The organism is Planococcus maritimus (genome assembly GCF_001592825.1).
GTDB classification, from domain to species: Bacteria; Bacillota; Bacilli; order Bacillales_A; family Planococcaceae; genus Planococcus; species Planococcus maritimus_C.
In genome coordinates, this window is sequence record NZ_LTZG01000001.1 from 257588 (window position 1) to 280960 (window position 23373).

The following is a 23373-nucleotide window of genomic DNA, read 5'->3' on the forward strand; positions in this document are numbered from 1 at the left end:
TTTTCAAACCTTACTTTCAAGAAAAATGGGGGCGTGCAAAATGATGAATTTTTACTTGACCCAATCCAAAAAATCTTATCAGTCAGCAGACGGAAATGCCGTATCGATGCATTCGTACCTGGTTGTTGAAACTGTGACAAGATCCCTTGGACAGGAGTTTAAAAATCATAAGCTGGCATGGGAAACGGAAGACAGCTGGCTGCTTGCAGACGCCCCGGAAAAAATCACACGCATGCCAGATGGCTATCAACGTTTCGAAATTTCAGAGCCTGTGTTCGCTTCTTTACGCTTATTGGCGGAAACTCAGCCCAAGGAACTTCATACCTTGACGCCTTTTTCTACAAATCGGACGTGTGAAACTTTTAACAAACAGCATCCGCAAGCGACAAAAGAATTTCACTTCAACGATGTTGCTAAAAGCCTCAAACAGATTGTCAAAGATATCATGACGGTCTAAACTTGTCCATAAAAAGACGGAGAACCTTTTGGGTTCTCCGTCTTTTTTATATGGCTGTTATAGTTGTTCCGGGTCTTCTTTTGGCACATCGTCTGCAGCTTGATTGCTCACTTGCGGGCTGAGCGGTTCAATAGCTTGCTGTTTTTTGGATGTATAGGATTTTAGCATTTCGGCAATATCGATGCCCGTCATTTCCTTCAATGGCTCCTGCATATCAACCATTGTCTGGGTAACGCTTCTGCCAAACGATGGGACGCCTTGGCCGTTGCCTGAATCGATGATTTTCACAGAGTCGATATTATTAAGCGGCTGTGCCACTTTTTCCGCAAATACCGGCAACATGTCAATCAGTTTTTCTGCAATGATGACGTCGCCATGTTCTTCCATAGCTTCCGCGAGCAGTTTGCGGGATTCCGCTTCCGCCTTACCGCGTTCACGGATGACTTCCGCTTCAGCAGCCCCTTCATCGCGTTTGATCTTCGCTTTTGCTTCCCCATCGATGACAGAACGTCTCGCTTCCGCTTCAGCCGTTCGTGTCGTTTCGTAATAGCTCGCATCGGCTTTCGTTTTGCGGACTTTGCTTTCCTCTTCTTCGAGGCGCACGGCCCGTTCACGTTCCATGAACTGCATATTCAACTCTTCTTCTTGGATTTCCATCGCGAGTTTTGCCTTTTCCAGTTCATACGATTGCTCGGACTTGGCACGTGCGCGTTCGGTTTCTTCCTTAAAGGCCGCATCTTTCAAGTCTTTTTGTTTGCGCGACTCGGCGATCGCAATTTGACGCATATACTCTTCTTCTTTCGCTTCCTGATCGGTTTGCGCACGGTGAATGCGGGTTTCCCGTTCCGTATTCGCCTCTGCGATTTCCGCTTGTTTGCGGACTTCTGCGATGCGTGGCCGTCCCAGGTTTTCGAGGTAGCCGTTGTCTTCATCGGCATCCCGGAGATCCGTGAGCCCGAGTGAAGTAATTTTAAAGCCCATCAAATCAAGTTGCTTTTGCGCGATTTCCTGAACATCCGTATTGAATTTCTCTCGATCGCTATTGATGTCCTCAACGGTCATCTTCGACAGGATAGCACGCAAATTACTGCCAAGTACCTCGATGATCTCGCGTTCTATTTCGTCTTGCTTTTTTCCAAGGAATTGCTCGGCATAATTAGCGATGCCGTTTAAGGTGTCTGCCACTTTGACCATCGCAACAGCATCAGCAACAATTGGCACCCCGGCGTTCGTGTAGACGCGCGGTGTCGATAGCTTTAACTGGAACGAGGTCAAATTGACCGGCGTCGAAGTCTGGAAGCGTCTTAGCAAATAACCGCCCCCGCGGATGATCTTCATGGACCGCCCTTCGTCATCGGTGAAAATATTTGTATCTTTCTTCGGATCTCCAAGTTTCGGGCCTGTAATGATTAAGGCTTCGTTCGATTTGGCGGTACGGTAGCGGATCTTCATCCAGAAGAAATAACCGGCTCCTGCAATAGCCGCCAAAATCAGTACGACAATCAATATTGAAATAATTCCAATCGACTCCATCTTATCCCATCCTTTTCACTAAATTGTATGTTCCCTTCTCTATTATATACGGATGGATCAGCCAGATGTTTCAAAAAAAGGGAAACTATATCCATTCTATTCATATTTTAATCTGCTATGACTTTAATTAATGAAAAAATGACTGACAATATCGTTAATACGAGCACAAAATAACCGAAATGAATAAGCGTTCTTGTGTGTGGGGCGACTGGCTTTTGTTCAATTGGTGATGGATGTGGCTCTAGTTCAAGTTCTGGGCTTGCGGGCACTTTTTCAGCTTTCATCATCTACTCCTCCTGCAGTTAAATTTTTAGTCACATTCGCTGATGGTTCGTGTTAGTTTATTGATCTTTATCTATTATATCAATTGTCGGTAAATGGAATATAAAAATTTATTGGAAAATATTATCTTTACTTGTAAACAGCGACTGGCCTTTCTCGTGTTTTTTGATAAGATAGAACAAATGGATAATTATTGGCAATGGTTGATGTGCTGCGAGAGGAGAAGAAAGGCCATGAAACTGATTGATGATTTGGCAGGGGCAATTTACGATGTCTTGAATTTGATGTTATGGGGATTTAGTTATTTTGCTGCCGGGACTATTCTTGTGGGTGGCCCATTGTATCTCGTCTCTTTTTTGTTTGAATGGCTATATTGAACGACGAACCCCCTGTCACGTCATGTGACAGGGGGTTTTGCCTTCAGTATTTTTTTCCTGATTCGTGGCGCTCCAGCAGTTCCGCAAAAGACATGTTCTTTTCGCGTTCTTTGCGTTCAAACTGGCGTTGCGCTTCTTTTTCCTCTTCAATTTTTTGCTGGTCTTTCAATAGCTCTTTTTTTGTGGATTGCAGCTTCGCTAACTGGTCTGCTGAAAACAAGCCATTTTCATTGATTTTCTCTTTCGCCATTGCTATCTCTCCTTATGGCCGTTTGACGATTGTGGCAACACCTTGGCCACCACCGATGCACAATGTCGCAAGGCCTGTCTTGGCATCGCGTTTTTTCATTTCATGAAGCAGTGTCACGAAAATACGGGTGCCACTCGCGCCGATCGGATGCCCGATGGCAATAGCCCCACCATTGACATTAAGCTTATCATGATCAAATTTCAATTCACGGTCGACCGCAATCGATTGTGCGGCAAATGCTTCGTTCGCTTCGATCAAATCGATCTCATCAAGTGTCATGCCGGCTTTTTTCAATGCATTTTTTACTGCTTGCACAGGACCGATGCCCATGACAGCAGGATCGACACCCGCATTGCCATTCGCAGAGATGACAGCGAGCGGCTCGATGCCAAGCTGCTCGGCCTTCTCTTTCGTCATGACGATCACGGCTGCGGCACCGTCATTGATGCCCGATGCGTTGCCAGCAGTAACTGAACCGTCTTTTTTGAATGCAGGACGCAACTTCGCAAGTTTTTCTTCAGTTGAAGAAGCCTTGACGTATTCATCCGTTTTGAAGATAACGGGATCGCCTTTGCGCTGTGGAATTTCCACTGGCACGATTTCCTCGTTAAAACGACCGCTCTCGATAGCCGCTGAAGCCCGGGCTTGTGAACGTGCCGCAAAGCGGTCTTGATCTTCACGCGAAATGTCATAACGGTCGCAAAGGTTCTCAGCTGTCACGCCCATATGATAATCATTGAAAGCACACGTCAGACCGTCATGGACCATGCTATCGACCACTTTCTGGTCGCCCATGCGGTAGCCACCTCTTGCACCTTCTAGTAAGTATGGTGCGCGGCTCATGTTTTCCATGCCGCCAGCTACGACGATTTCCGCATCTCCCGCAAAAATCGCTTGATACGCCAAGTGGATCGATTTCAATCCGGACCCGCATACTTTATTAATGGTCATCGCCGGCACCGTTTCCGGAAGGCCTGCTTGGATGGAAGCTTGACGCGCCGGATTCTGGCCTAGTCCCGCTTGCAAGACATTGCCCATGATGACTTCCGATACTTGATCGCCCGTTACCCCTGCGCGCGATAAGGCTTCTTTAATAACGATAGCTCCGAGGTCAGTTGCCGGCACATCTTTTAGCGCCCCCTGGAACGATCCAACTGCCGTTCTGACAGCGCTTGCAATTACAATTTCCTGTGACATTTCTTATGTCCCCCTTGTCTGCTTCTTGCTCTTTTATCCCCTCTATCGCTACAATAAAGCTAAGGGGGGATAGTATGTTTAGTTTACCAAAAACCGCTACAATTATCGAGGTCGGGCCGCGTGATGGCCTGCAAAATGAAGCTCGAATCGTCAATACCGAGGACAAACTTGACTTTATCAAAGCCTTACAGCAATCAGGTATTCAGGAAATGGAGCTGACCTCATTCGTATCACCAAAATGGGTGCCGCAAATGGCTGATGCACGGGATATCGTTGCTGGCGCGAAAAAGGTCGGGCGGCAATTTGTCTTGACGCCAAACGAACGAGGCATCAACTCCGCGATGGAAGCTGGTGCTGAGTCAATCGCTGTCTTTGTCGGCGTGTCCAATTCATTCAATAAAAAAAACATCAACAAGACGACAGACCAATCAATGGAAACTTTAAAACCATTGATTATAAAAGCGAAACAAGACGGCGTATTCGTCCGTGCCTGTATTTCAACGGCATTTCACTGTCCGTTCGAAGGAAAAATCGACCCACAGAAGACAATCGATTTATGCCAAAAATTCGTCGATTGGGGAGTCGATGAATTGAGCGTTGCCGATACGATTGGCCTCGCGAACCCTCAGGAAAGCCATGAGTTATTCAGCCAATTAAAACGGCAATTTCCGCAGGTCCTGATAGCCGCGCATTTCCATGATACGAGACGCATGGCACTTGCTAATGCATATGCTGCTTTGCTTGCTGGCATCGATCGGTTCGACGCCTCAGCAGGCGGCCTTGGCGGCTGTCCGTTTGCACCGGGTGCGACCGGTAATGTCGCAAGTGAAGATCTTATCCATATGTTCCAACGTATGGGTATCGATACGGGCGTCGATCTTGACGAGCTTTGTAAAGCGATTGCGCTAATCGAGCCCCATGTATCCAACGAGCTGCAAACAGGTATGTATACTTTGTATAAAAACAGAAAATGAGGTATGTGGGCCATGAAAAAACGATTCTTAGTGGCGACCGCCATTGTTTCTAGCACATTGACCGCTTCTTTTGCCGCATTGGGTTTTGCCACCAGCAACCGTCTGATGTATGTAAAGAATAAAGACGCAGCCTTGGTTTTGGAAAGGGAAATAAACGCCAAACGCTACGATGAAACTTGGTATGCCAAGGTAAAGAAAAGTGAACAATGGATTGAATCTGCCAATGGCTATCCGATCAAAGCGATTTTCCTGGAGCCACACACCACAAACCGTTACGTCATCATTTGCCATGGCGTTACCGAAAGCAAAATGAATTCGTTTAAATACGCGCGCATGTTCGAACGCCTCGGGTTCAACTCGGTCGTCTATGATCACCGCCGGCACGGAGAATCCGGTGGCAAGACCACGAGCTTCGGCCATTACGAGAAGCTGGATTTGCAAGCAGTCGTGAAAGCACTGAAAGTCCATGCCGGGCCTTCTTTGTTCTTTGGTATACACGGGGAATCGATGGGCGCCGCGACGACGCTTCTGTATGCTGGAATGGAAGACTCAGCGGACTTCTATATTTCCGACTGTGCCTATTCCGATAGCAGCGAACAGATCTTACACGTCATGCGCACAACAACGCCGATTCGTACATCATTGGCTTTGCGCCTTGCGAATGTGTTCCTGAAGCTGCGGGACGGCTATTCCATTACGACCGTGTCGCCCCGGGAAGTCGTGAAGAACATCGTAAAGCCTGTGCTGTTCATTCACAGCCTACCGGATGAGTTCGTCTTGCCAGAAATGACAAAGGAATTATCCGAATTGAAACAAGGTCCCAAAGAGCTGAAATTATTCGCACAGGGCGAACATGCCCAATCATTTAATAAAAACCCTGAAGAATACGAAAGTACCATTGCAGAGTTTTTGAGGGCGCACGATTTAATGTTGCCTAAGCTTGCTTCCGGCATTCCTCAAATCTCTGGTTGATTCAAACGCAAAAAAGAACTGCCGATTCGCACAATGCGAATCGGCAGTTCTTTTTGTATTCATCACCTATGGGCGAATAATTGCATAAGCGTTTATTTTTTGCCCGGTTTTGTCGAGGCTTTGTTCATTTGAGCCATCATTTGATTGATTTTCTTTTGAGATGGTTTTTGTCCCATTTGCATCATCATAATCCGCAGCATCTCTTCGTTGATCGGCGGGTTGTCTTGCAAATATTTCATCATATATCGGCGAGCGATAAAGAATCCAAGTGCAACACCTGCGAGTAAAGCCACAATAACGATAACAATCCAGATCCATGTATCCATACAAATTACCTCCTTCGTGTTGCCAATTAAATCATGCACCAAAAAGGATTATACTATAAATTTCAAGACGTGACCATATGAACGGCATGAAATTTACAGAGAAACAAAGACTATTCTTTATCCCATCATAAGTGGCGACGGCATTGCCCTTGATGGGGACATTGCCAGCTCAATTGGCAAAAAACCAGATACGGTAACAAGAGCACATGGAAATTCTTACACAAAAAAGCCGACAGAATATGATTCTGTCGGCTTTCACTCTTTCGTGACTAGCATTCAATGGTCATGAATCGAATCAAGCAGGTGATTACCCGTTGATCAATTGTTTCACTTTGGATGCTACATTTTCAGGGGTAAAACCGAATTCTTCCATGATCTTCTCACCAGGGGCACTTGCGCCAAAGTGATCGATTGCAAGAATGTCGCCTTCAAATCCTGTATAGCGGTCCCAACCGAATGATGAGCCCATTTCGATGGCAAGACGTTTCGTGATGTGTTTTGGCAAGACGGATTCTTTGTACGCCTTGTCTTGTTGTTCGAAGCGATCCCATGATGGCATCGATACAACAGACACCGAGATGCCTTGTTCTTTCAATTGCTTTTGTGCTTCTACTGCTAGGCTAACTTCGGATCCAGTCGCAAGAAGCAAAGCTTGTGCGTCATCTGCAGGAGATACAACGTAAGCACCTTTCTCAACGCCTTGTTCCGCTTTTTCACCTGTCGTTTCAAGGACCGGCAAGTTTTGGCGGGACAATACGAGCAAGGTCGGCTTGTCTTTAGATGTAAGCGCCAAGCGCCACGCTGCTTTTGTTTCGTTCGCATCAGCCGGGCGGATGATTCCCAGGTTCGGCATAGCGCGTAGTGAAGCAAGCTGTTCGATCGGTTCATGCGTCGGGCCGTCTTCTCCGACCGCTACGCTGTCATGTGTGAACACATAGGTGACCGGTAGCCCCATCAAAGCGCCTAGGCGGATCGCTGGGCGGACGTAGTCGCTGAACACAAAGAACGTACCGCCGAAGACATGCAAGCCGCCGTGAAGCGCCATGCCGTTAAGTGCAGCACCCATTGCGAATTCACGGACACCGAACCAGATATTGCGCGCTTCCGGATGTTCTGCATCGAAGTCGCCGCCATCTTTGATATTCGTTTTATTAGATCCTGCAAGGTCAGCGCTTCCGCCGAAGAACGAAGGCACCGTTTTGGCAATGGCATTAACCATATCGCCAGAAGAAGCACGCGTCGCTTGTTTTTTGCCGACTTCGTATTGCGGGAACTGTGAATCGAAATCTTCCGGCAAGTCACCACGGATCGCAGATTGTAGCTGTGAAGCAAGTTCTGGGTGCTGCTCTTCGTACTGCTTGTACAACTCATTCCAAGCCGTTTCCGCTTTCGCGCCCAGTGTCTCTGTCGCTTCTTTGAAAGTCTCATAGACTTCTTCGGGTACATGAAAATCTTCTTCGAATGTCCATTGATAATATTCTTTCGTCAATTTCATTTCATCTTCGCCTAGCGGGGCACCGTGAGAGTCCGCTTTACCGGATTTATTCGGTGAACCGTAACCGATAACAGTCTTGACTTCCACCAATGTCGGCTTGTCCGTCGATTGTTTTGCTTGTGCGATTTTTGCAGACAAGTCGTCCATGTCGTTGCCGTCGTCTACGCGGAGGTAGTTCCAGCCATACGACTCGAAACGTTTTTGGATATTCTCTGAGAAACTCATCGACAGATCGCCATCTAATGAAATATCGTTGCTGTCGTACAAGACGACCAATTTATCCAATTGAAGGTGACCAGCAAGCGAAATCGCTTCACCAGCTACGCCTTCCATCAAATCACCGTCTCCGCAAAGTGCGAATGTGTGGTGGTCGATGATGTCGAGCCCTTCTTTATTGTATGTAGCTGCTAAATGGCGTTCTGCCATTGCCATGCCGACTGCCATGCCGATCCCTTGGCCAAGCGGGCCAGTAGTCGCTTCAACGCCAACTGTGTGCTTGTATTCAGGATGCCCCGGTGTTTTTGAATCCCATTGGCGGAAGTTCTTAATTTCCTCCATCGGCAATCCGTAGCCGCTCAAGTGAAGCAGGCTGTAAAGTAACATCGATCCATGACCTGCTGATAGCACGAAACGGTCACGGTTGAACCAGTTCGGATTGCTTGGGTTATGGTTCATATGTTTTGTCCAGAGTGTATACGCCATTGGAGCGGCGCCCATTGGAAGTCCCGGATGACCGGAGTTTGCTTTTTCAATAGCATCGATAGAAAGTGTACGAATGGTATTCACTGCAAGTTGATCTGCATGGTTTGACATAGTGACATCCTCTCTGAAACTAAATTTAATCCTATTCTAGTTTAGTCAACAATAGGACAGAATACAATGAAAAAGAGAATAAGCATTAATTCAAATACTTATTCTCCCGTTTATTTTTGATTTTATCTGGTGTTACGTCTTTTCCTTCCGGATCGATGACGGTAACATTTTCGATTGTGCCACGCATCGACTTGCGGAAACTTTGCAGATATTCTTGACGCAATGCCGATTGTTCTTTTGCCTCTTCTTGAGTCAGCCCGTCACGCTTAGACTTTTTGGATAGTTCATTGATACGTCCGATCTTGTCTGGAGATAGCATATAAAGTCCCCCTTTCTACTGCTTCATGGTACAAAAAAAGGCGGAACTGTGCAAGGTTTCAGCTTTCTTTCATTTGCTGGTACTCGCGGAATCGGCGATGCACCGTCGCTTTGCTTGCCTGATAGCCAAAGCCTTGCAGGGTTACGGCAATCTCTTGGAAGGTCAAACCGCTCGCTTTCAAGCTGACAATCTGGTCTACCGGCAATTCAAGGCGTTCACGACCGTCTGGGTTTCCTTTCCCTTTTAAGTTGCGCTCCGGCTTGTAGCCATTTTCCACCGCTCTTTTCATGCCACGCTTAATTTTAGCATTATGGATTTTGCGCTGGTATTCCTCGACGACAGCTAGGATCTCAAGTACCATATCGTCCATGTCGTTCAAGGCAATAGGACCGTGGTCAGACAAAGTGTAAACATCGACTTCATACTTTTTCATGACATGCAATAAAGCAATGCGGGCATGGCCCCTGCCTAGACGCGTCTCATCCTGAATGAAAACAGCATCGACCTTTTCATTTTTGACTTGGTTGAGCATTTCAAGCAGCCCTTCCCGGTCCATCTCGTAGCCGCTATATTGGTCGCTGTAAACCTCTTCGACTAGATAACCTTGCTCGAATGCGAATGACAATAATTCTTCTTCCTGCCGTTCCAGTGAAGTTTCTTGCTCATCTTTAGTGGTACTAACGCGGCAGTAAACTAAAGCCCTTTTCTTCATTCTGCATCACCTGCATAGTATTTCGTTTCATCTGGAGAAAAGTTCAGCTGATCAGCAGGAATCTTTAATGATTGTCCTGCCACAATTTTCGTTGTCTTCATATTGTTCACTTCCATTATATCTTCTATCCATTCATGATGGGGAGTTTCACCGCTGAACGATTCAGCCAGTTCCCATAGCGTATCACCTTTTTCGACTTGAAGCTCGCCCAATTGCTGTTTTTGTACATTATGGCTAATCACCGCGTAAAACGTAAACACCACTATGAGTGAGAAAAAGAAAACCAAATATGAGTTCTGTCGAAAGAATGTCATCAAAACCGCCTCCTATAGAATATTCGTTCGGAATGTATGTTCTCATATTAAAGCGAACAGGCGTTTCTTGTCAAGATTAAATTCGAACCTATGTTTGCATTTCAATGCCCGAGTTGCTATACTATAGATAGTTAATCTTGAATAAATCCTATAAAGAGGTGAAACTGGTGAAAAAAGTATCTAAGCGTCAGGAAGACATCCTGAATTTCATAAAAGATGAAGTCCGTGCAAAAGGCTATCCGCCATCCGTTCGTGAAATCGGCGAAGCGGTCGGTCTTGCATCCAGTTCGACAGTTCACGGCCATCTAGCTAGACTCGAAAGTAAAGGCTTGATCCGCCGTGACCCAACTAAACCAAGAGCCATCGAAATTATCGGCTCCGAAGAAGCGCTGATTGATAAGAGCCCGGTCCTTCATGTACCGCTCATCGGGAAAGTTACGGCCGGAATGCCGATCACTGCAATCGAAAACGTTGAAGAATATTTCCCGCTGCCGCAAACATACGGCTCGGAAGAAGACCATATTTTCATGCTTGAAATCATGGGCGAAAGTATGATTGAAGCCGGCATCTTAAACGGCGATTACGTTGTCGTCAAACAACAGCAAACGGCAAACAATGGCGATATCGTTGTTGCTATGACGGAAGAAAATGAAGCGACAGTTAAACGGTTCTTCCGCGAAGACAACTACTTCCGGTTGCAGCCTGAAAATTCATCGATGGACCCGATTATCGTTGACCAGGTAAGCATTCTTGGGAAAGTCGTCGGCGTCTACCGTCAAATTCACTAAACACTCAGCTTTAATTCAAAAAACGATAGAAAAAAGGAGGAAAGCATGACTTCCTCCTTTTTTCTATCGTTTTTCATATTTTATAATCATCTTATGTAATCTTACTAAAAACAAAAAAGCCGGAGATGTTCTCTCCGGCTTTTCAATGCGTTAATTCGATGGCATTTCCGATACGACAATGTATTTAACCAGATTAATCGTAATGCGATAAATCTTGCCTTTTGCTTCGTCCGTCAATTCGTAAGTGCCGTTTGATGGCACTTGGCTTATGGCGGATTCCTTATCGATTGCTTTGACTGTATGCACGATGGTGTTTCCTTGATCAAAGAAGAATTCTACTTGAAACGTTTTCACCAAGATTCCTCCCTTCAGCATGAATGGATATGCATTTATCAGTGTAGCATAAATACAGCCTTAATTTCGGTTTTGCCATTCCTTGAAAATCATCACTTTCAGGGCCAGCATTTCTTCCTCATTTAAATCGTCATCCAGTTCGTTCATGACTTGTTCGGCTGTCATCGTATCGTTTTCAACTGCGTTCTTCATTTTCAACAAATTACGGAACCCGACTTTTTCCATCATTACGCTGGCTGCGTCTTCTTTGGTTTCAAAAGCCAGTTCTTCCTTATCGGCCTCAGGCGCAGCGGTGTCGGCTTCTATGTCTGCTGTATCATCAGTAAGCTCTTCTTCAAGCTGTACATCCATGCCGCTTTCTTCTGCATCATCTGAAAATTCGCTTTGTCCTTCTAGTTCCTCCATGTAACGTGAAACAGCGGGATCGCTCTCTATCTGCCTAATCATGTCTTCCATCTTGCCGCTCCGCTCGAGTTCCGTAAATGCCTTTTGCGCCACTGCCTCCGATGATAAATTCGGCCCTATGGCGTATAAGGCTATTCCGCCAAACGAAAAAGCAATGAGAAATACAATGATGATGTTTAAAAACCGCATTTTATCCCTCCACTAATTAAAAGTTCTTTCATATAAGTAAAATCTTACCACGTTTTGGCAGAGCAGCGTATATGTGAAAGGGCGCAATCTTCACACTGATCGTCACAAGCTTGCCTAATGACTGTCATCAGAAGTCCTAGAAGGCTCACCATAAAAAAACCGGAGCACTCGGCTCCGGTTTTTGATATTAATACATTTTCAAGTATTGCTCGCGCTCCCAAGGGTGGACACTAGTTCTGAACATATCCCATTCAATCTCCTTCGCTTCCACGAAGTTGTTCAAGATATGCGAACCAAGTGCTTTTGTCATGACTTCATCGCCTTGCAACTCTTCTAGTGCTGCATACAATGTGCCTGGCAAGTCCTCGATGCCGACTTCTTTGCGTTCTTTGCGGTTCATCGCGTAAATGTTGCGGTCTACTGCTTTCGGTGGGGTCAAGTCGCGCTTGATGCCGTCAAGGCCCGCGCCGAGCAATACAGCCATAGCCAAGTATGGATTCGCTGCAGGGTCTACAGAACGAACTTCAACACGTGTTGACAAGCCACGTGAAGCCGGGATACGGATCAACGGGCTACGGTTTTTACCTGACCAAGCGATATAGCAAGGTGCTTCATAACCTGGCACCAAACGCTTGTAAGAGTTGACTGTTGGGTTAGTGACAGCAGTAAAGGCTTTAGCATGCTCGATGATGCCTGCCATGAACTGGTAAGCAGTTTTGCTCAACTTCAAGTCGCCATCTTCATCAAGAAATGCGTTCTCGTTGCCTTTAAACAAGGAAACGTTCATGTGCATACCTGATCCGTTGACACCGAACAATGGTTTCGGCATGAATGTCGCGTGAAGACCGTGTTTGCGGGCGATGGTTTTAACTACCAATTTAAAGGTTTGAATATCGTCACATGCTTTGATAGCATCTGCGTATTTAAAATCGATCTCGTGTTGGCCTGGCGCTACTTCATGGTGGGAAGCTTCGATTTCAAAGCCCATTTCTTCCAGTTCAAGAACGATATCGCGTCGGCAGTTTTCGCCAAGGTCCATCGGTGCCAAGTCAAAATAGCCGCCGTGGTCATTCAGCTCAAGCGATGGTTCACCACGCTCATCCAATTTGAACAAGAAGAATTCCGGTTCAGGTCCTAGGTTAAAGTGAGTGAATCCAAGTTCTTCCATCTCTTTCAAGACTCGTTTCAAGTTTGTGCGTGGATCTCCTGCAAACGGCGTTCCATCTGCATTGTAGATGTCACAGATTAGACGGGCAACTTTTCCTTTACCTGTAATCCAAGGGAATACAACCCATGTATCAAGATCTGGGAATAGATACATATCCGATTCTTCGATGCGCACAAAACCATCGATAGACGAACCATCGAACATCATTTTGTTGTCGAGTGCTTTTTCAAGCTGGGATGTCGGAATTTCCACGTTTTTGATAACGCCGAGAATGTCGGTGAATTGCAGGCGGATAAAATTGACGTCTTCTTCTTTAACCAAACGAATAATGTCTTCTTTTGAATACTTGCTCATGAACTGTTCACTCTCCTATTTATATTATGTAGCCCGCCTATTTAAAGAAACGGGATAAATCACCATGTCGTTGAGATGCTTGGCTGAACGGCCGCGCCTGATGCTTCATCTCTTCGCGCAGCAAGCTGCGAAGCTCTGCGTCGCTCAGTGTTTTCGGCTCGGCTTGATCGTTAAGCGGCATTACTTTTGTTTCATACAATTTTCTGATGCCCGCGACATTGAGTCCCTGCTCCAGATAATCTTTGATCTCGAGCAGCGCGTCGACATCATTCAATGAAAACATGCGCTTATTGCCTTCTGTCCTGGCCGGACTGATCAGCTGTTGCTCTTCGTAATAACGAATTTGCCGTGCTGTCAAATCCGTCAATTGCATTACGATGCTGATCGGGAGAATGGGCATAGTGCGGCGAACCCGATTTGTCATAAGTTTCACCCATTTCACTAATTACTACATTTTCAGTTTATTACACGTTAGATTATTTGTCAAACAGATGTTAGATTTTCTAACATTAAATTTTGAATAGCTATTCGAACGGTTTTACAGCAATTTTTCTTTTTCCAAAGTTTTTAAGGCATGGACCACTGCTAGTTTTACATGTTCATAGGTTAACCCGCCTTGCACAAAGGCTGTAAACGGCGCGCGAATCGGGCCGTCAGCCGTCAACTCTATGCTCGCCCCTTGTACAAATGTGCCGGCTGCCATGATGACGTCGTCTTCATATCCAGGCATATAAGCCGGTTCCGGCAAAAATTGTGCATTGACAGGAGAGTTCGCTTGGATTGCTCGGCAAAATGCCACCATTTGTTCAGCAGTTTGGAAAGACACCGATTGGATGAGGTCTGTCCGGGCTGCATTGTAATGAGGACTGGTTTTCATACCCGCATTCTCTAGTAAGGCTGCGGTAAAAACTGCCCCTTTCAACGCTTGCGAGACGATGTGCGGGGCCATAAAAAACCCTTGATACATATCAGCGAGCGCATTAAGCGAAGCCCCAGCCTCCCCTCCTATACCCGGAGAGGTCATTCGGTAAGCACATTTTTCGACAAAAGCTTGTTTACCTGCAATGTAACCTCCGATTTTAGCGAGGCCGCCTCCAGGATTCTTGATCAGCGAGCCAGCGATGAGATCTGCTCCCGCTTCGATGGGTTCTTCGGTTTCTACAAATTCGCCGTAGCAATTGTCGACAAATATGACAGCGTCCGGCTTGAGTTTTCGTATTTTTTCAACCATGCTTTTGATTTCATTAATGGTGAAAGAAGGCCGGTTATCATACCCTCTCGAGCGCTGTATCGCTATCATTTTGGTGTTGTCTGCAACGGCTTGTTCAACAGCTGGCCAATCCACTTTGTCTTCTTTGTTTAAATCCACGTGCCGATAGGAAATATTGAAATCCTTTAGCGAGCCTGTATCTTCATCTCCTCCTGAAACAATTGAAGCAAGCGTGTCATAAGGCTGTCCCGTGATATATAGAAGTTCATCTCCTGGCCGCAAGATGCCGAACAAGGAAATTGTGATGGCGTGCGTTCCAGAAATAATTTGGGGGCGGACAAGCGCCGCTTCCGCTTTAAAAACGTCGGCATAGACCCGCTCCAATGTGTCTCTCCCTTCGTCATCATAGCCATAGCCTGTCGACGGGTGGAAGTGGTTATCACTGACTTTTTGGCGGTGGAATGCTTCGAGTACTTTTTGTTGGTTAACTAAGGCGATATCATCGGCAGCTTGTAGCTGAGGGCGAATCATATCTTCTGTTTTTTTCATCAAATTTAACATTCGGAATCTCCATTTCTCTGTGGTGTTTGATTGCTCATTTAGCTATTTGAAAATGACTCCAATTCTGCTACAATTCATAGAGTTGTTTAAGTTAAGGAGGGCGTCGAATAATGGCTTGGGAAGTACTAAGCGCCATCGGGACCATTGCATTTGCGGTATCCGGGGCGATCATCGCCATGGAAGAAGAATACGATATTTTCGGCGTCTACTTGCTCGGCGTTGTGACCGCATTCGGCGGAGGGGCTATCCGCAACCTATTGATTGGGGTCCCAGTATCCGCTTTATGGGAACAGGAATTCATGTTCCAACTGGCGCTCATCTCCATCACCATCGTGTTTTTGTTTCCCCACAAGACACTTGGCCACTGGAATCGCTGGGGCCATTTTTTTGATGCTATCGGCTTGTCTGCTTTCGCAGTGCAAGGGGCTTTGTTTGCAGTAGAGCTAGGCTTGCCGGTCTATGCAGCAGTCGTAGCTGCCGTATTGACGGGATCCGGCGGCGGCATGGTGCGAGATCTTCTCGCCGGGAGAAAACCTCTGGTGTTGAAAGCAGAAATATACGCTGTTTGGGCAGCGATTGCTGGATTATTAATCAGCATTGATGTAATCCGGACCGATTTCATGCTTTATGCATTGTTTTTGGCCATTACCTCATTGAGAATCTTATCCTATACGTATAAGTGGAAATTGCCAACACGCAAAATTCTCACGACATCATAAAAGCCGATCGGCAAATGCCGATCGGCTTTTCCTATTCTTACACTTTTTCGCCGCGCCATGACGACATGCCGCCGTCGACATTGACAGATTGAAAGCCATTGGACTCTAAATGCTCTGCCGCTTTTGCACTACGGCCACCAGCCTGGCAAACAAGGTAATACTGTTTTTCGGGATCGAGTTCTGCTGTACGCTCCGGCAATTCACCGAGTGGCATATGCTTGGCACCAGGAATCATGCCTGTTGCGACTTCGTCATCTTCTCTCACATCGATGATATGGAGCTCATCTCCTGCGACGACTTTCTCGTTCAGTTCATCTGTACTGATTGATTTCATCTATTATTCCTCCTGCTGTTTTAAACTGTTTATTCTTGGTGTTCGATCGATACTGGTTTTGCTGGTGAAAAGGTGGAAATCGCATGCTTGTAAATCAATTGTTGCTTGCCTTCTGTTTCCACCAATACCGTAAAGTTATCATAGGATTTGATGGTTCCTTTTAATTGGAAGCCATTTAACAAAAACACTGTGACGAAAATATTATTTTTGCGTAGCTGGTTTAAATAAACATCTTGGATATTAACCGGTTTCATGGAACTCCCCCTGTTTCTCTAGCGTATAGTTTTGGCCATTTGTTCAATTCGACGATTTCGGTCAGTTTCCTGCCAGATACGCTTAATTTCTTCCAGATTGTTTTCCTGGCCAGCCCCTGAGCCCAACCAAAGAATCGGCATTTTGTTGCGGAAATATGTAAATTGGCGCTTCGCGTACTTTCTCGAATTGCGTTTCAATTGAACAATGGCATCTTCAAGTGAATAAGCGCCGTCAAAATAGCCATACAACTCTTTATAGCCGATTGCTTTAATGGATTGAACATCCCGCAGCCCGCTGTCATATAGGCCCTTAACTTCATCGAGCAAACCGCTGTCCATCATCTTGTCGACACGTTTGTCGATGCGTTCGTACAGTATGTCCCTCGGCACATCGAGGCCGATAATCAGCTCATCGTACATCGGCGACTGCGCTAAACTACCGTCTTCTTTTTCTTCACCACTCATCAAGATTTCCAGCGCACGCAACACGCGGCGTGTATTGTTCGGGTGAATATCAATCGTCGGATCCAACGCCGTCAATTTACGATGCATCGCGTCTGGCCCGAATCGCTCAAGCTCCTCTTGCAGCGCCTGTCTCAATTGCTCGTCGACTTGCTGCTTTGGGAAGCGATAATCAAATAGTACCGATTGAACATAAAGCCCAGTTCCGCCGACGATGATCGGCAACTTGCCGCGCTGCTGGATTTCTTTGATTTTGTCACGGACCAGCCGTTGATAATCAGCCACAGAAAACGATTCGTCCGGGTCTAGAATGTCTAGCAAATGATGTGCAATGCCATCCATTTCATCCGAACGGATTTTAGCCGTTCCAATATCCATTCCCCGATAAACCTGCATTGAATCCCCATTGATGATTTCCCCGTTAAACTGTTTGGCCAATTCGATGCTAAGTGCAGTCTTGCCAGAAGCTGTCGGGCCAACAATCGCAATCACTTCAACCATATTCATTAATCCAATCCATAATGACTTGCTGATAGGTTTCAGCATTCACTTCGTGCAGCACTTCGTGTCGGCCTTCTTCTGCTAAATAGACCTTCACGTTCTCGAGGCCTGCTTTATCGAATTGGGCAGCCGCTTGAAATACGCCGCTTCCTTTCGCACCGACGGGGTCCATTGATCCGCTGATGAATAACACAGGGAGGTTTTTAGGGATTCGGGCAACTTCATCCATTTGGTGAATGATACCCAACCCTTGGAATAAGTCGACATAAAATTGATTGGCCATTTCAAATCCGCACCAAGGATCTGCTTCGTATTGTGCGACTGTTTCGGCTTTGCGGCTTAACCAGGAAAACTTGGACGGCTCATCCAGGAAATCCTTATTGTAACTGCCAAATATCAATTTCCCGAGAATCGGGTTGATGGACGCCTTTCCTTTTAGCCTGCTAAAGCTCTTTGCAGCTGCGATGCCTGCAGACAGCGAAACTCCCGGGTGTCCGCCAGTGCCAGATAAAACGGCGCAGTCCACATCTTGCCCATAAAGTTGCAAATAACGCCTAGCGACAAATGACCCCATGGAATGCCCCAGCAATGTAAACGGCAGTTCACCGATTTCCGTTTGCATAGACTGAATGATTTCACGCGCATCTTCGACTACCCTCGAGAAGCCATCCGTTTCTGCGAAATACCCTGTCTCCCCGTTGCGCTCTGCCGTTTTCCCATGCCCTCTTTGATCATGGGTAGAGACGGTGAACCCTTGCCCGTTCAGCAATCCGATAAGATCTTCGTAGCGGCCGCTGTGCTCAGCCATTCCGTGGATGATGTGCACATGGCCTTTCGGCTTGTCCACTGTGTACAGACTGCAGTACAGTTCGTGTCCATCCGAAGTTTTTTTATAGGAACTGGTCCTGTTCATCGGTTCACATCCCTTCTATTAGTCTAATAATGAAGCGTCTTTTCCTATTCCCCGCGTACCCCTTAGATAACCACTGTACTCAATTCATCACGCGCTTGAACATTTTTTCGATATCGTAAGTTTTGAAATGGATAATAACCGGACGGCCGTGAGGGCAAGTAAATGGCTGTTCTGCCAGCTTTAAGTCGGCCAACAAACGCTCCATATCGTGTTTTTGCAAAAAATGATTCGCTTTGATCGACCGTTTGCAACTCATCATAATGGCCGCATCTTCGCGCAATTTTTTAATGTCGACTTTACGCTCAGATAATACTTGTTCAATCAAATCTTCAATGACTTCTTGCTCCACACCTTTTGGAAACCAGGTCGGGTATTCCCGGACAATGAATGTGGTATCGCCAAACTCTTCGAGAAACACGCCGCTTTCTTCTAATGCAGCCAAATGCTCTTTTAAATGCAGCGCTTCGTCCCGGCTGTAATGAAAGGTCAAAGGCAATAGCAGCGATTGGCGTTCATTGGAATCGATGTCGCCAACCTTGTCGCGGAAAAATTCATATTTGATGCGCTCTTGCGCTGCGTGCTGGTCGATCAAATAAAATCCGTCTGAGCTTTGAGCTACGATATACGTTCCATGAATTTGGCCGACCACTTCGAGCTCCGGAAATTGCGGGCTGTCATCTCGGTCTTGCAGGCTTACCGGTTCATCGTAAGGTCCCCGAACTTCTTCTACTGGTTCGCGCGCTGGTTCAATAACCGGTTCAACTTGCTTTTCCACATGGAAATCTTCTAGTCGTTCCTGTAACTGATCGTGCTTCCAATCCATCGTAGGCTTGTTCTCCGGCTCCCGCGGCATCTCTTCCGGGCGTTTCCACAAATCCAATTGACGACTAGGGGCTTGCTTAATGGGCTTTGGCTTTTCGATGACAGGTGCGCGAACAGCGGTTTGAATCGCTCGACGAATCGTTTCGTGGACCAATTCGAGCAATTCTTTTTCTTTACTTAATCGAATTTGTTGTTTAGCTGGATGCACATTGACATCTGTCAAATACGGGTCCCCTTTAATATTCAAGACGACAATCGGCTGACGCTCAAGCGGCAAGAAAGTATGATAGGCCTTGTGCACCGTATTGACGATGGCGTAGTGCTTAACCCACCGACCATTAACAAATAACGAAATATAGTTTTTGTTGGCACGCGTGATTTCAGGCAGCGAGGCAAATCCTTCAATTTGATAATCGGCGGATTCTCCTTCAAACGCAATCATCTTTTTAGCGATAGCCACTCCATAAATATCCGCCAGCACGCGGCGGATTTCCCCGCTTCCAGCCGTCTGAAGAAGCTGCTTGCCGTCATGGACAAGACGAAATGAAATCCCTGGATAACTGAGCGCAAAGCGGTTCATCAAGTCGATCGTATGACCGAGTTCCGTCTGCAAGGTTTTCATATATTTTAACCTCGCTGGTGTATTAAAAAACAATTGATTAATGCGGACATCTGTTCCTTGGCGCAATGCTCCTGCCCGTCGTTCAGTAAGCCGGCCGCCTTCCATTTCCAAATGCGTTCCTGAGGTTCCATCGGAAGTGTCCAGCACAACTTTCGACACGGAAGCGATACTCGCAAGCGCCTCTCCGCGAAAGCCGAGCGTACGGATGCGAAACAAATCGTGTTCGTTTTCGATTTTGCTCGTGGCATGTCTCGAAAAAGACAATAATGCATCTTCTTCATCCATTCCAGCGCCGTTATCGATAATGTGAATAGAGGTCAGCCCGGCTTCTTCGAGCAGTACTTCAATGGCTGTACTGCCGGCATCGATGGCGTTTTCCACCAATTCCTTAACGACAGAAGTTGGCCGTTCGACAACTTCCCCTGCTGCAATTTTATTGGACAGCGGTTCGTCCATCAATCGGATTTTGCCCATAACATCAGCCTCCCCCGCTTATTTTCTCCTGTAGATCGTTAATCATTTGTAGCGCCTCGAGCGGCGTCATGCGTGAAACGGATGCGTCTTTAATCGATTGCAGCACTTCTTCATTTACTGTGTCGCGTTCATCGAAAAATGATAATTGTTCTGCCTGCTGCTGCGTTTTGCGGTTATCCGCCTCGAAACTCAGCAATAGCTCGCGCGCACGGCGCAAGATCTCTTCCGGCAAATTGGCCAGTTCCGCTACGTGCACACCGTAGCTTTTATCCGCTGGCCCTCGCTTCACTTTGTGCAAAAACACTACTTTTCCAGACTGTTCCATGGCGGAAACGTGGACGTTGCTCAGATTCGAAAGCGTATCTTCCAATGCCGTCAATTCATGATAATGCGTGGAGAATAGGGTATTAGCCCCGATATGTTCGTGAATGTATTCAATCATCGACTGCGCTAGCGCCATGCCGTCATACGTCGAGGTGCCGCGCCCAATTTCGTCGAACAACAGCAAACTGCGTTCGGTCGCGTGGGTGATGGCGTATTGCGACTCCATCATTTCTACCATAAATGTACTTTGCCCGGAAACGAGATCGTCCGCCGCTCCGATGCGCGTAAAAATCTGGTCAACAATTGGCAGGTCTGCAGAAGCTGCCGGAACATAACTGCCGATTTGCGCCAAAACAATCGTCAAGGCCACTTGGCGCATATAAGTGCTTTTCCCGGACATGTTCGGGCCTGTGATCAATAACATATTGCCATCGTCGCCAAGTTCACAATCGTTCGGTACGTAATGCTGTTTATTGAGCATTTTCTCAACGACCGGATGACGACCCTCACGAATGGAGATCTTCCGGCTGTCATTAAAAGCAGGTTTAGTGAATCGGTATTTTTCGGCAACTTCCGAAAAACTGATATAGACATCGAGTGCACTGACCTCTGATGCCAATTGCTGAATGCGTGTAATGTACTCTTTGACTTGCTCGCGGACACTGACGAATAATTCATATTCCAGCGTCAAACTTTTCTCTTCAGCCGTTAAAATCAAGGTCTCTTTTTCTTTCAATTCTGGTGTAATATAACGTTCCGCATTGGCCAATGTTTGTTTTCTTTCATATCGTTCAAGGTCCGCCAAGTGCATATTGGCTTTAGAAATTTCAATATAATAGCCGAAAATTCGGTTATAGCCGATCTTCAAGGAACGGATCCCGGTTTTTGCGCGTTCTTTTTGCTCGAGTTCCGCAATCCAGTCTTTCCCGTTTCTTGAAGCGTCCCGGTATTCATCCAATTGTGCGTTAAATCCATCGCGGATGATGCCGCCTTCTTTTGCGGATAAAGGCGGGTTGTCGCTGATTGCCGACAGCAAGTCGCATACTTCCGGGCAAGGATCCAACCCGGTGCTGAATTGCTCGAGCGAAGCATGCCCCGCCCCCTCCAGCTCGCGCACGAGTAGTGGTATTTTGGCTAAAGAATTGCGCAACTGCGCCAAATCCCGCCCGCTCGCGCTGCCGAATGCGACGCGACCGGACAAACGCTCCAGATCATAGACTTCTTTCAATAATTGCTGCAATTCTACCCGCACGAAATAACGGTCCATCAACGCTTCGACCATTTGCTGGCGCGCTTCAATTGCAAAGCGGTCCGCCAAAGGCTGATGCAACCATTGCTTGAGTTTCCGGCTGCCCATCGCCGTGACCGTTTCGTCCAACAGCCATAATAAGGTACCTTTATTGTCTCCGCCACGAATCGATTCGATCAATTCCAAATTGCGTTTCGAATAATAATCAATGCCGAGGATCCGTGTATTTTCACGAAATGCAAACGGCTGGATATGGCCAAGTGATTGCTTTTGGGTCGCTGCGATATAGGCCAGCAATCGCTTGCCGCACATCTCCAATTCGCTTGGGCAATGGACAAACAACTCAGCTTGCGCTTCAAAAGGAGCTTCCATATGCTCGACCGATAAGATCAATTGCTGGTCTTCTTCTGCCAGCAATAAGCGCAATTGTTCTGAAACGACCAGTTCGCGAATGTGTAAGGCTTGCAGTTCATTTAGCAATGCTTTTTCATTGCCAGCTATGTAAGTCGCGGTTGATTCGCCGGTTGAGATATCTAAATAGGCCAGGCCGAAACCACCTTTCACTTCATCCGCCGCGGCGATGAAATTATTCGCTTTGGCGTCGACACTTTTGCCTTCCGTATGCGTGCCGGGAGTGATGAGACGAACGACTTCACGCTTCACGACGCCCTTGGTCGTTTTCGGGTCTTCCACTTGTTCGCACACCGCCACTTTATGACCTTTTTGAATTAATTGATCGATATAGTTTTTCGCGGAATGATGCGGGACCCCGCACATCGGAATGCGGTCTTCTCCGTTGCCGCCACGACTTGTCAAAGTGATTTCTAAAAGTTGGGAGGCTTTGATGGCGTCATCGTAGAACATCTCGTAAAAATCGCCTAACCGGAAAAATAAGAATGCGTCTTGGTATTCGGATTTCACTTGCAAATATTGTTGAATCATTGGTGTCGGTGCCATTGTTTACCCTCTCTCATTCAATCAATTGTACGTTCCCCCATTATAACAAACTCGCAGGCAGAAACGAAAAAACTGAAAGAGCTGGGCTCTTTCAGTTTTTATCATGTCACTGCGCAATTCATTTTGCGTGGTGGGTTATGAGCAGCCTCCGCCGCCATCGTTTCTTACTTTGGATCCGGTTTCGCCACGCAATAAGTCGCCACCGGTATCGGTGATGATATTGTTCGTCACTTGGTTGGCAATCGCCGTTGATACCATCTGCAAGAGCGAATTGACGTCGCTTTGCGATTGCTTGAATTCCTGTACGATCGGCACAGCATCGATTTCTTCTTCGATTTTCTGGATTTTCTTCTCGATCAAGTCAAGTGCGCGTTCTTTCCCGTAATGCTGGAAGTTGACCGCTTGTTTTTGAAGGCTTTTCAAGCTGGCAATTTTTTCGCGGATTTGCTGGTTTTCATTGATTTGCGCTTCTGCGCGCTTGAAGAAATCGACTTCTTCTGTTTCCGCGATCATGTTCGCTACTTCTCGCGCTTTATCGACGATTTGCTGTTTTGTATAAGTCATTTCCTTAGACACCCATTTCCTGGTCCAGTGCCATAATCCGGCATCAGACGCTGTATTTTGATTTTCTTTATCTGTCAGAACCTGTTCGCTTACGATTGTACAGTGAACTCGATAAACCCGACAACCAT

The 23373-nt window shown here is 46.6% G+C and carries 27 protein-coding genes; 6 read left to right on the forward strand and 21 right to left on the reverse strand.

Going from position 1 to position 23373, the window contains the following annotated elements; all coding sequences use genetic code 11:
- Positions 1-40: 40 nt before the first annotated feature.
- Positions 41-457: a hypothetical protein gene (locus AY633_RS01370; RefSeq protein WP_068485862.1), complete on the forward strand. Its 417-nt coding sequence runs from the start codon at positions 41-43 to the stop codon at positions 455-457.
- A gap of 57 nt (positions 458-514) precedes the next feature.
- On the opposite strand, the gene AY633_RS01375 is transcribed toward AY633_RS01370, so the two are convergent.
- Together AY633_RS01375 and AY633_RS16445 are read right to left on the reverse strand one after the other, a co-directional pair.
- On the reverse strand, positions 515-1990 hold the full coding sequence (locus tag AY633_RS01375; RefSeq protein ID WP_068485864.1) for a flotillin family protein: 1476 nt from the start codon (positions 1988-1990) through the stop codon (positions 515-517).
- A gap of 107 nt (positions 1991-2097) precedes the next feature.
- Positions 2098-2277 (reverse strand): hypothetical protein, encoded by a 180-nt coding sequence (locus AY633_RS16445; protein WP_141705865.1) that lies wholly within the window; start codon positions 2275-2277, stop codon positions 2098-2100.
- A gap of 228 nt (positions 2278-2505) precedes the next feature.
- On the opposite strand from AY633_RS16445, the gene AY633_RS16525 reads away from it, so the two are divergent.
- Positions 2506-2649, forward strand: a complete 144-nt coding sequence (locus AY633_RS16525) for a hypothetical protein (RefSeq protein ID WP_171900896.1) — start codon at positions 2506-2508, stop codon at positions 2647-2649.
- A 43-nt stretch (positions 2650-2692) separates the two neighbouring features.
- Here the strand turns inward: AY633_RS16525 and AY633_RS01380 are convergent, their stop codons facing one another.
- Together AY633_RS01380 and AY633_RS01385 are read right to left on the reverse strand one after the other, a co-directional pair.
- The gene (locus AY633_RS01380) at positions 2693-2899 is read right to left on the reverse strand and encodes a DUF3886 domain-containing protein (protein ID WP_068485866.1); all 207 of its coding nucleotides are present in this window, start codon (positions 2897-2899) and stop codon (positions 2693-2695) included.
- Positions 2900-2911: 12 nt separating this feature from the next.
- Entirely contained in the window at positions 2912-4096 is a 1185-nt protein-coding gene (locus tag AY633_RS01385) for an acetyl-CoA C-acetyltransferase (RefSeq protein WP_068485868.1), read from the reverse strand.
- 74 nt (positions 4097-4170) lie between these two features.
- Here AY633_RS01385 and AY633_RS01390 point away from each other — a divergent pair, with 74 nt between their 5' ends.
- Both AY633_RS01390 and AY633_RS01395 read left to right on the forward strand, forming a co-directional pair.
- Positions 4171-5070 (forward strand): hydroxymethylglutaryl-CoA lyase, encoded by a 900-nt coding sequence (locus tag AY633_RS01390; protein ID WP_068485870.1) that lies wholly within the window; start codon positions 4171-4173, stop codon positions 5068-5070.
- 12 nt (positions 5071-5082) lie between these two features.
- Entirely contained in the window at positions 5083-6042 is a 960-nt protein-coding gene (locus AY633_RS01395) for an alpha/beta hydrolase (protein ID WP_068485872.1), read from the forward strand.
- Between the two features lie 92 nt (positions 6043-6134).
- Here the strand turns inward: AY633_RS01395 and AY633_RS01400 are convergent, their stop codons facing one another.
- The 5 genes from AY633_RS01400 to yneA form a co-directional block, all read right to left on the reverse strand.
- Positions 6135-6368 (reverse strand): YneF family protein, encoded by a 234-nt coding sequence (locus AY633_RS01400; protein ID WP_058380516.1) that lies wholly within the window; start codon positions 6366-6368, stop codon positions 6135-6137.
- Between the two features lie 307 nt (positions 6369-6675).
- Entirely contained in the window at positions 6676-8676 is a 2001-nt protein-coding gene (gene tkt / locus AY633_RS01405; RefSeq protein ID WP_068485874.1) for a transketolase, read from the reverse strand.
- A gap of 85 nt (positions 8677-8761) precedes the next feature.
- The gene (locus AY633_RS01410; protein ID WP_068462747.1) at positions 8762-8995 is read right to left on the reverse strand and encodes a DUF896 domain-containing protein; all 234 of its coding nucleotides are present in this window, start codon (positions 8993-8995) and stop codon (positions 8762-8764) included.
- A 58-nt stretch (positions 8996-9053) separates the two neighbouring features.
- The gene (locus AY633_RS01415) at positions 9054-9707 is read right to left on the reverse strand and encodes a YneB family resolvase-like protein (RefSeq protein ID WP_068485876.1); all 654 of its coding nucleotides are present in this window, start codon (positions 9705-9707) and stop codon (positions 9054-9056) included.
- Entirely contained in the window at positions 9704-10021 is a 318-nt protein-coding gene (gene yneA, locus AY633_RS01420) for a cell division suppressor protein YneA (protein WP_068485878.1), read from the reverse strand. Before yneA ends, AY633_RS01415 begins: the two co-directional genes overlap by 4 nt.
- Before the next feature lie 167 nt (positions 10022-10188).
- On the opposite strand from yneA, the gene lexA reads away from it, so the two are divergent.
- Positions 10189-10809 carry a transcriptional repressor LexA gene (lexA, locus tag AY633_RS01425; RefSeq protein ID WP_068485880.1) on the forward strand — a complete coding sequence of 207 codons (621 nt, stop codon included), beginning with the start codon at positions 10189-10191 and terminating at the stop codon, positions 10807-10809.
- A 150-nt stretch (positions 10810-10959) separates the two neighbouring features.
- On the opposite strand, the gene AY633_RS01430 is transcribed toward lexA, so the two are convergent.
- The 5 genes from AY633_RS01430 to AY633_RS01450 all read right to left on the reverse strand — a co-directional run bounded on the left by AY633_RS01430 (position 10960) and on the right by AY633_RS01450 (position 15038).
- Positions 10960-11163, reverse strand: coding sequence for a hypothetical protein (locus tag AY633_RS01430; RefSeq protein ID WP_068485882.1), 204 nt, complete (start codon positions 11161-11163; stop codon positions 10960-10962).
- A 60-nt stretch (positions 11164-11223) separates the two neighbouring features.
- Positions 11224-11757 carry a hypothetical protein gene (locus AY633_RS01435; RefSeq protein ID WP_068485884.1) on the reverse strand — a complete coding sequence of 178 codons (534 nt, stop codon included), beginning with the start codon at positions 11755-11757 and terminating at the stop codon, positions 11224-11226.
- A 187-nt stretch (positions 11758-11944) separates the two neighbouring features.
- Positions 11945-13279 carry a type I glutamate--ammonia ligase gene (glnA, locus tag AY633_RS01440; RefSeq protein ID WP_068485886.1) on the reverse strand — a complete coding sequence of 445 codons (1335 nt, stop codon included), beginning with the start codon at positions 13277-13279 and terminating at the stop codon, positions 11945-11947.
- Between the two features lie 37 nt (positions 13280-13316).
- A complete protein-coding gene (locus AY633_RS01445; protein WP_068462762.1) occupies positions 13317-13703 on the reverse strand; it encodes a MerR family transcriptional regulator in 387 nt (128 codons plus the stop codon).
- Positions 13704-13817: 114 nt separating this feature from the next.
- Positions 13818-15038 carry a methionine gamma-lyase family protein gene (locus tag AY633_RS01450; RefSeq protein ID WP_260804421.1) on the reverse strand — a complete coding sequence of 407 codons (1221 nt, stop codon included), beginning with the start codon at positions 15036-15038 and terminating at the stop codon, positions 13818-13820.
- A gap of 122 nt (positions 15039-15160) precedes the next feature.
- On the opposite strand from AY633_RS01450, the gene AY633_RS01455 reads away from it, so the two are divergent.
- The gene (locus tag AY633_RS01455; RefSeq protein WP_058380504.1) at positions 15161-15769 is read left to right on the forward strand and encodes a trimeric intracellular cation channel family protein; all 609 of its coding nucleotides are present in this window, start codon (positions 15161-15163) and stop codon (positions 15767-15769) included.
- Positions 15770-15806: 37 nt separating this feature from the next.
- Here AY633_RS01455 and AY633_RS01460 read toward each other — a convergent pair whose 3' ends face one another.
- From AY633_RS01460 to AY633_RS01490, 7 genes are all read right to left on the reverse strand, one after another.
- Entirely contained in the window at positions 15807-16103 is a 297-nt protein-coding gene (locus AY633_RS01460; protein ID WP_068485890.1) for a rhodanese-like domain-containing protein, read from the reverse strand.
- 29 nt (positions 16104-16132) lie between these two features.
- Positions 16133-16357: an RNA chaperone Hfq gene (gene hfq, locus AY633_RS01465; RefSeq protein WP_058380502.1), complete on the reverse strand. Its 225-nt coding sequence runs from the start codon at positions 16355-16357 to the stop codon at positions 16133-16135.
- Between the two features lie 18 nt (positions 16358-16375).
- Positions 16376-17365: a tRNA (adenosine(37)-N6)-dimethylallyltransferase MiaA gene (gene miaA / locus AY633_RS01470; RefSeq protein WP_390176109.1), complete on the reverse strand. Its 990-nt coding sequence runs from the start codon at positions 17363-17365 to the stop codon at positions 16376-16378.
- A complete protein-coding gene (locus tag AY633_RS01475; protein ID WP_260804424.1) occupies positions 17313-18167 on the reverse strand; it encodes a lysophospholipase in 855 nt (284 codons plus the stop codon). Before AY633_RS01475 ends, miaA begins: the two co-directional genes overlap by 53 nt.
- A 145-nt stretch (positions 18168-18312) precedes the next feature.
- On the reverse strand, positions 18313-20151 hold the full coding sequence (gene mutL, locus AY633_RS01480) for a DNA mismatch repair endonuclease MutL (RefSeq protein WP_068485898.1): 1839 nt from the start codon (positions 20149-20151) through the stop codon (positions 18313-18315).
- A 4-nt stretch (positions 20152-20155) separates the two neighbouring features.
- Positions 20156-22681, reverse strand: a complete 2526-nt coding sequence (mutS, locus tag AY633_RS01485; RefSeq protein ID WP_068485900.1) for a DNA mismatch repair protein MutS — start codon at positions 22679-22681, stop codon at positions 20156-20158.
- A 135-nt stretch (positions 22682-22816) separates the two neighbouring features.
- Entirely contained in the window at positions 22817-23245 is a 429-nt protein-coding gene (locus AY633_RS01490) for a RicAFT regulatory complex protein RicA family protein (RefSeq protein WP_068485902.1), read from the reverse strand.
- Positions 23246-23373: the final 128 nt, after the last annotated feature.

What these genes read in the sequence shown, in the direction of transcription:
- AY633_RS01370 (WP_068485862.1), top strand. Translation starts at nt 41, where the DNA reads ATGATGAATTTTTACTTGACCCAATCCAAAAAATCTTATCAGTCAGCA.
- AY633_RS01375 (WP_068485864.1), bottom strand. Translation starts at nt 1,990, where the DNA reads ATGGAGTCGATTGGAATTATTTCAATATTGATTGTCGTACTGATTTTG.
- AY633_RS16445 (WP_141705865.1), bottom strand. Translation starts at nt 2,277, where the DNA reads ATGATGAAAGCTGAAAAAGTGCCCGCAAGCCCAGAACTTGAACTAGAG.
- AY633_RS16525 (WP_171900896.1), top strand. Translation starts at nt 2,506, where the DNA reads ATGAAACTGATTGATGATTTGGCAGGGGCAATTTACGATGTCTTGAAT.
- AY633_RS01380 (WP_068485866.1), bottom strand. Translation starts at nt 2,899, where the DNA reads ATGGCGAAAGAGAAAATCAATGAAAATGGCTTGTTTTCAGCAGACCAG.
- AY633_RS01385 (WP_068485868.1), bottom strand. Translation starts at nt 4,096, where the DNA reads ATGTCACAGGAAATTGTAATTGCAAGCGCTGTCAGAACGGCAGTTGGA.
- AY633_RS01390 (WP_068485870.1), top strand. Translation starts at nt 4,171, where the DNA reads ATGTTTAGTTTACCAAAAACCGCTACAATTATCGAGGTCGGGCCGCGT.
- AY633_RS01395 (WP_068485872.1), top strand. Translation starts at nt 5,083, where the DNA reads ATGAAAAAACGATTCTTAGTGGCGACCGCCATTGTTTCTAGCACATTG.
- AY633_RS01400 (WP_058380516.1), bottom strand. Translation starts at nt 6,368, where the DNA reads ATGGATACATGGATCTGGATTGTTATCGTTATTGTGGCTTTACTCGCA.
- tkt (WP_068485874.1), bottom strand. Translation starts at nt 8,676, where the DNA reads ATGTCAAACCATGCAGATCAACTTGCAGTGAATACCATTCGTACACTT.
- AY633_RS01410 (WP_068462747.1), bottom strand. Translation starts at nt 8,995, where the DNA reads ATGCTATCTCCAGACAAGATCGGACGTATCAATGAACTATCCAAAAAG.
- AY633_RS01415 (WP_068485876.1), bottom strand. Translation starts at nt 9,707, where the DNA reads ATGAAGAAAAGGGCTTTAGTTTACTGCCGCGTTAGTACCACTAAAGAT.
- yneA (WP_068485878.1), bottom strand. Translation starts at nt 10,021, where the DNA reads ATGACATTCTTTCGACAGAACTCATATTTGGTTTTCTTTTTCTCACTC.
- AY633_RS01435 (WP_068485884.1), bottom strand. Translation starts at nt 11,757, where the DNA reads ATGCGGTTTTTAAACATCATCATTGTATTTCTCATTGCTTTTTCGTTT.
- glnA (WP_068485886.1), bottom strand. Translation starts at nt 13,279, where the DNA reads ATGAGCAAGTATTCAAAAGAAGACATTATTCGTTTGGTTAAAGAAGAA.
- AY633_RS01445 (WP_068462762.1), bottom strand. Translation starts at nt 13,703, where the DNA reads ATGACAAATCGGGTTCGCCGCACTATGCCCATTCTCCCGATCAGCATC.
- AY633_RS01450 (WP_260804421.1), bottom strand. Translation starts at nt 15,038, where the DNA reads ATGAAAAAAACAGAAGATATGATTCGCCCTCAGCTACAAGCTGCCGAT.
- AY633_RS01455 (WP_058380504.1), top strand. Translation starts at nt 15,161, where the DNA reads ATGGCTTGGGAAGTACTAAGCGCCATCGGGACCATTGCATTTGCGGTA.
- AY633_RS01460 (WP_068485890.1), bottom strand. Translation starts at nt 16,103, where the DNA reads ATGAAATCAATCAGTACAGATGAACTGAACGAGAAAGTCGTCGCAGGA.
- hfq (WP_058380502.1), bottom strand. Translation starts at nt 16,357, where the DNA reads ATGAAACCGGTTAATATCCAAGATGTTTATTTAAACCAGCTACGCAAA.
- miaA (WP_390176109.1), bottom strand. Translation starts at nt 17,365, where the DNA reads ATGCTGAAACCTATCAGCAAGTCATTATGGATTGGATTAATGAATATG.
- mutL (WP_068485898.1), bottom strand. Translation starts at nt 20,151, where the DNA reads ATGGGCAAAATCCGATTGATGGACGAACCGCTGTCCAATAAAATTGCA.
- mutS (WP_068485900.1), bottom strand. Translation starts at nt 22,681, where the DNA reads ATGGCACCGACACCAATGATTCAACAATATTTGCAAGTGAAATCCGAA.
- AY633_RS01490 (WP_068485902.1), bottom strand. Translation starts at nt 23,245, where the DNA reads ATGACTTATACAAAACAGCAAATCGTCGATAAAGCGCGAGAAGTAGCG.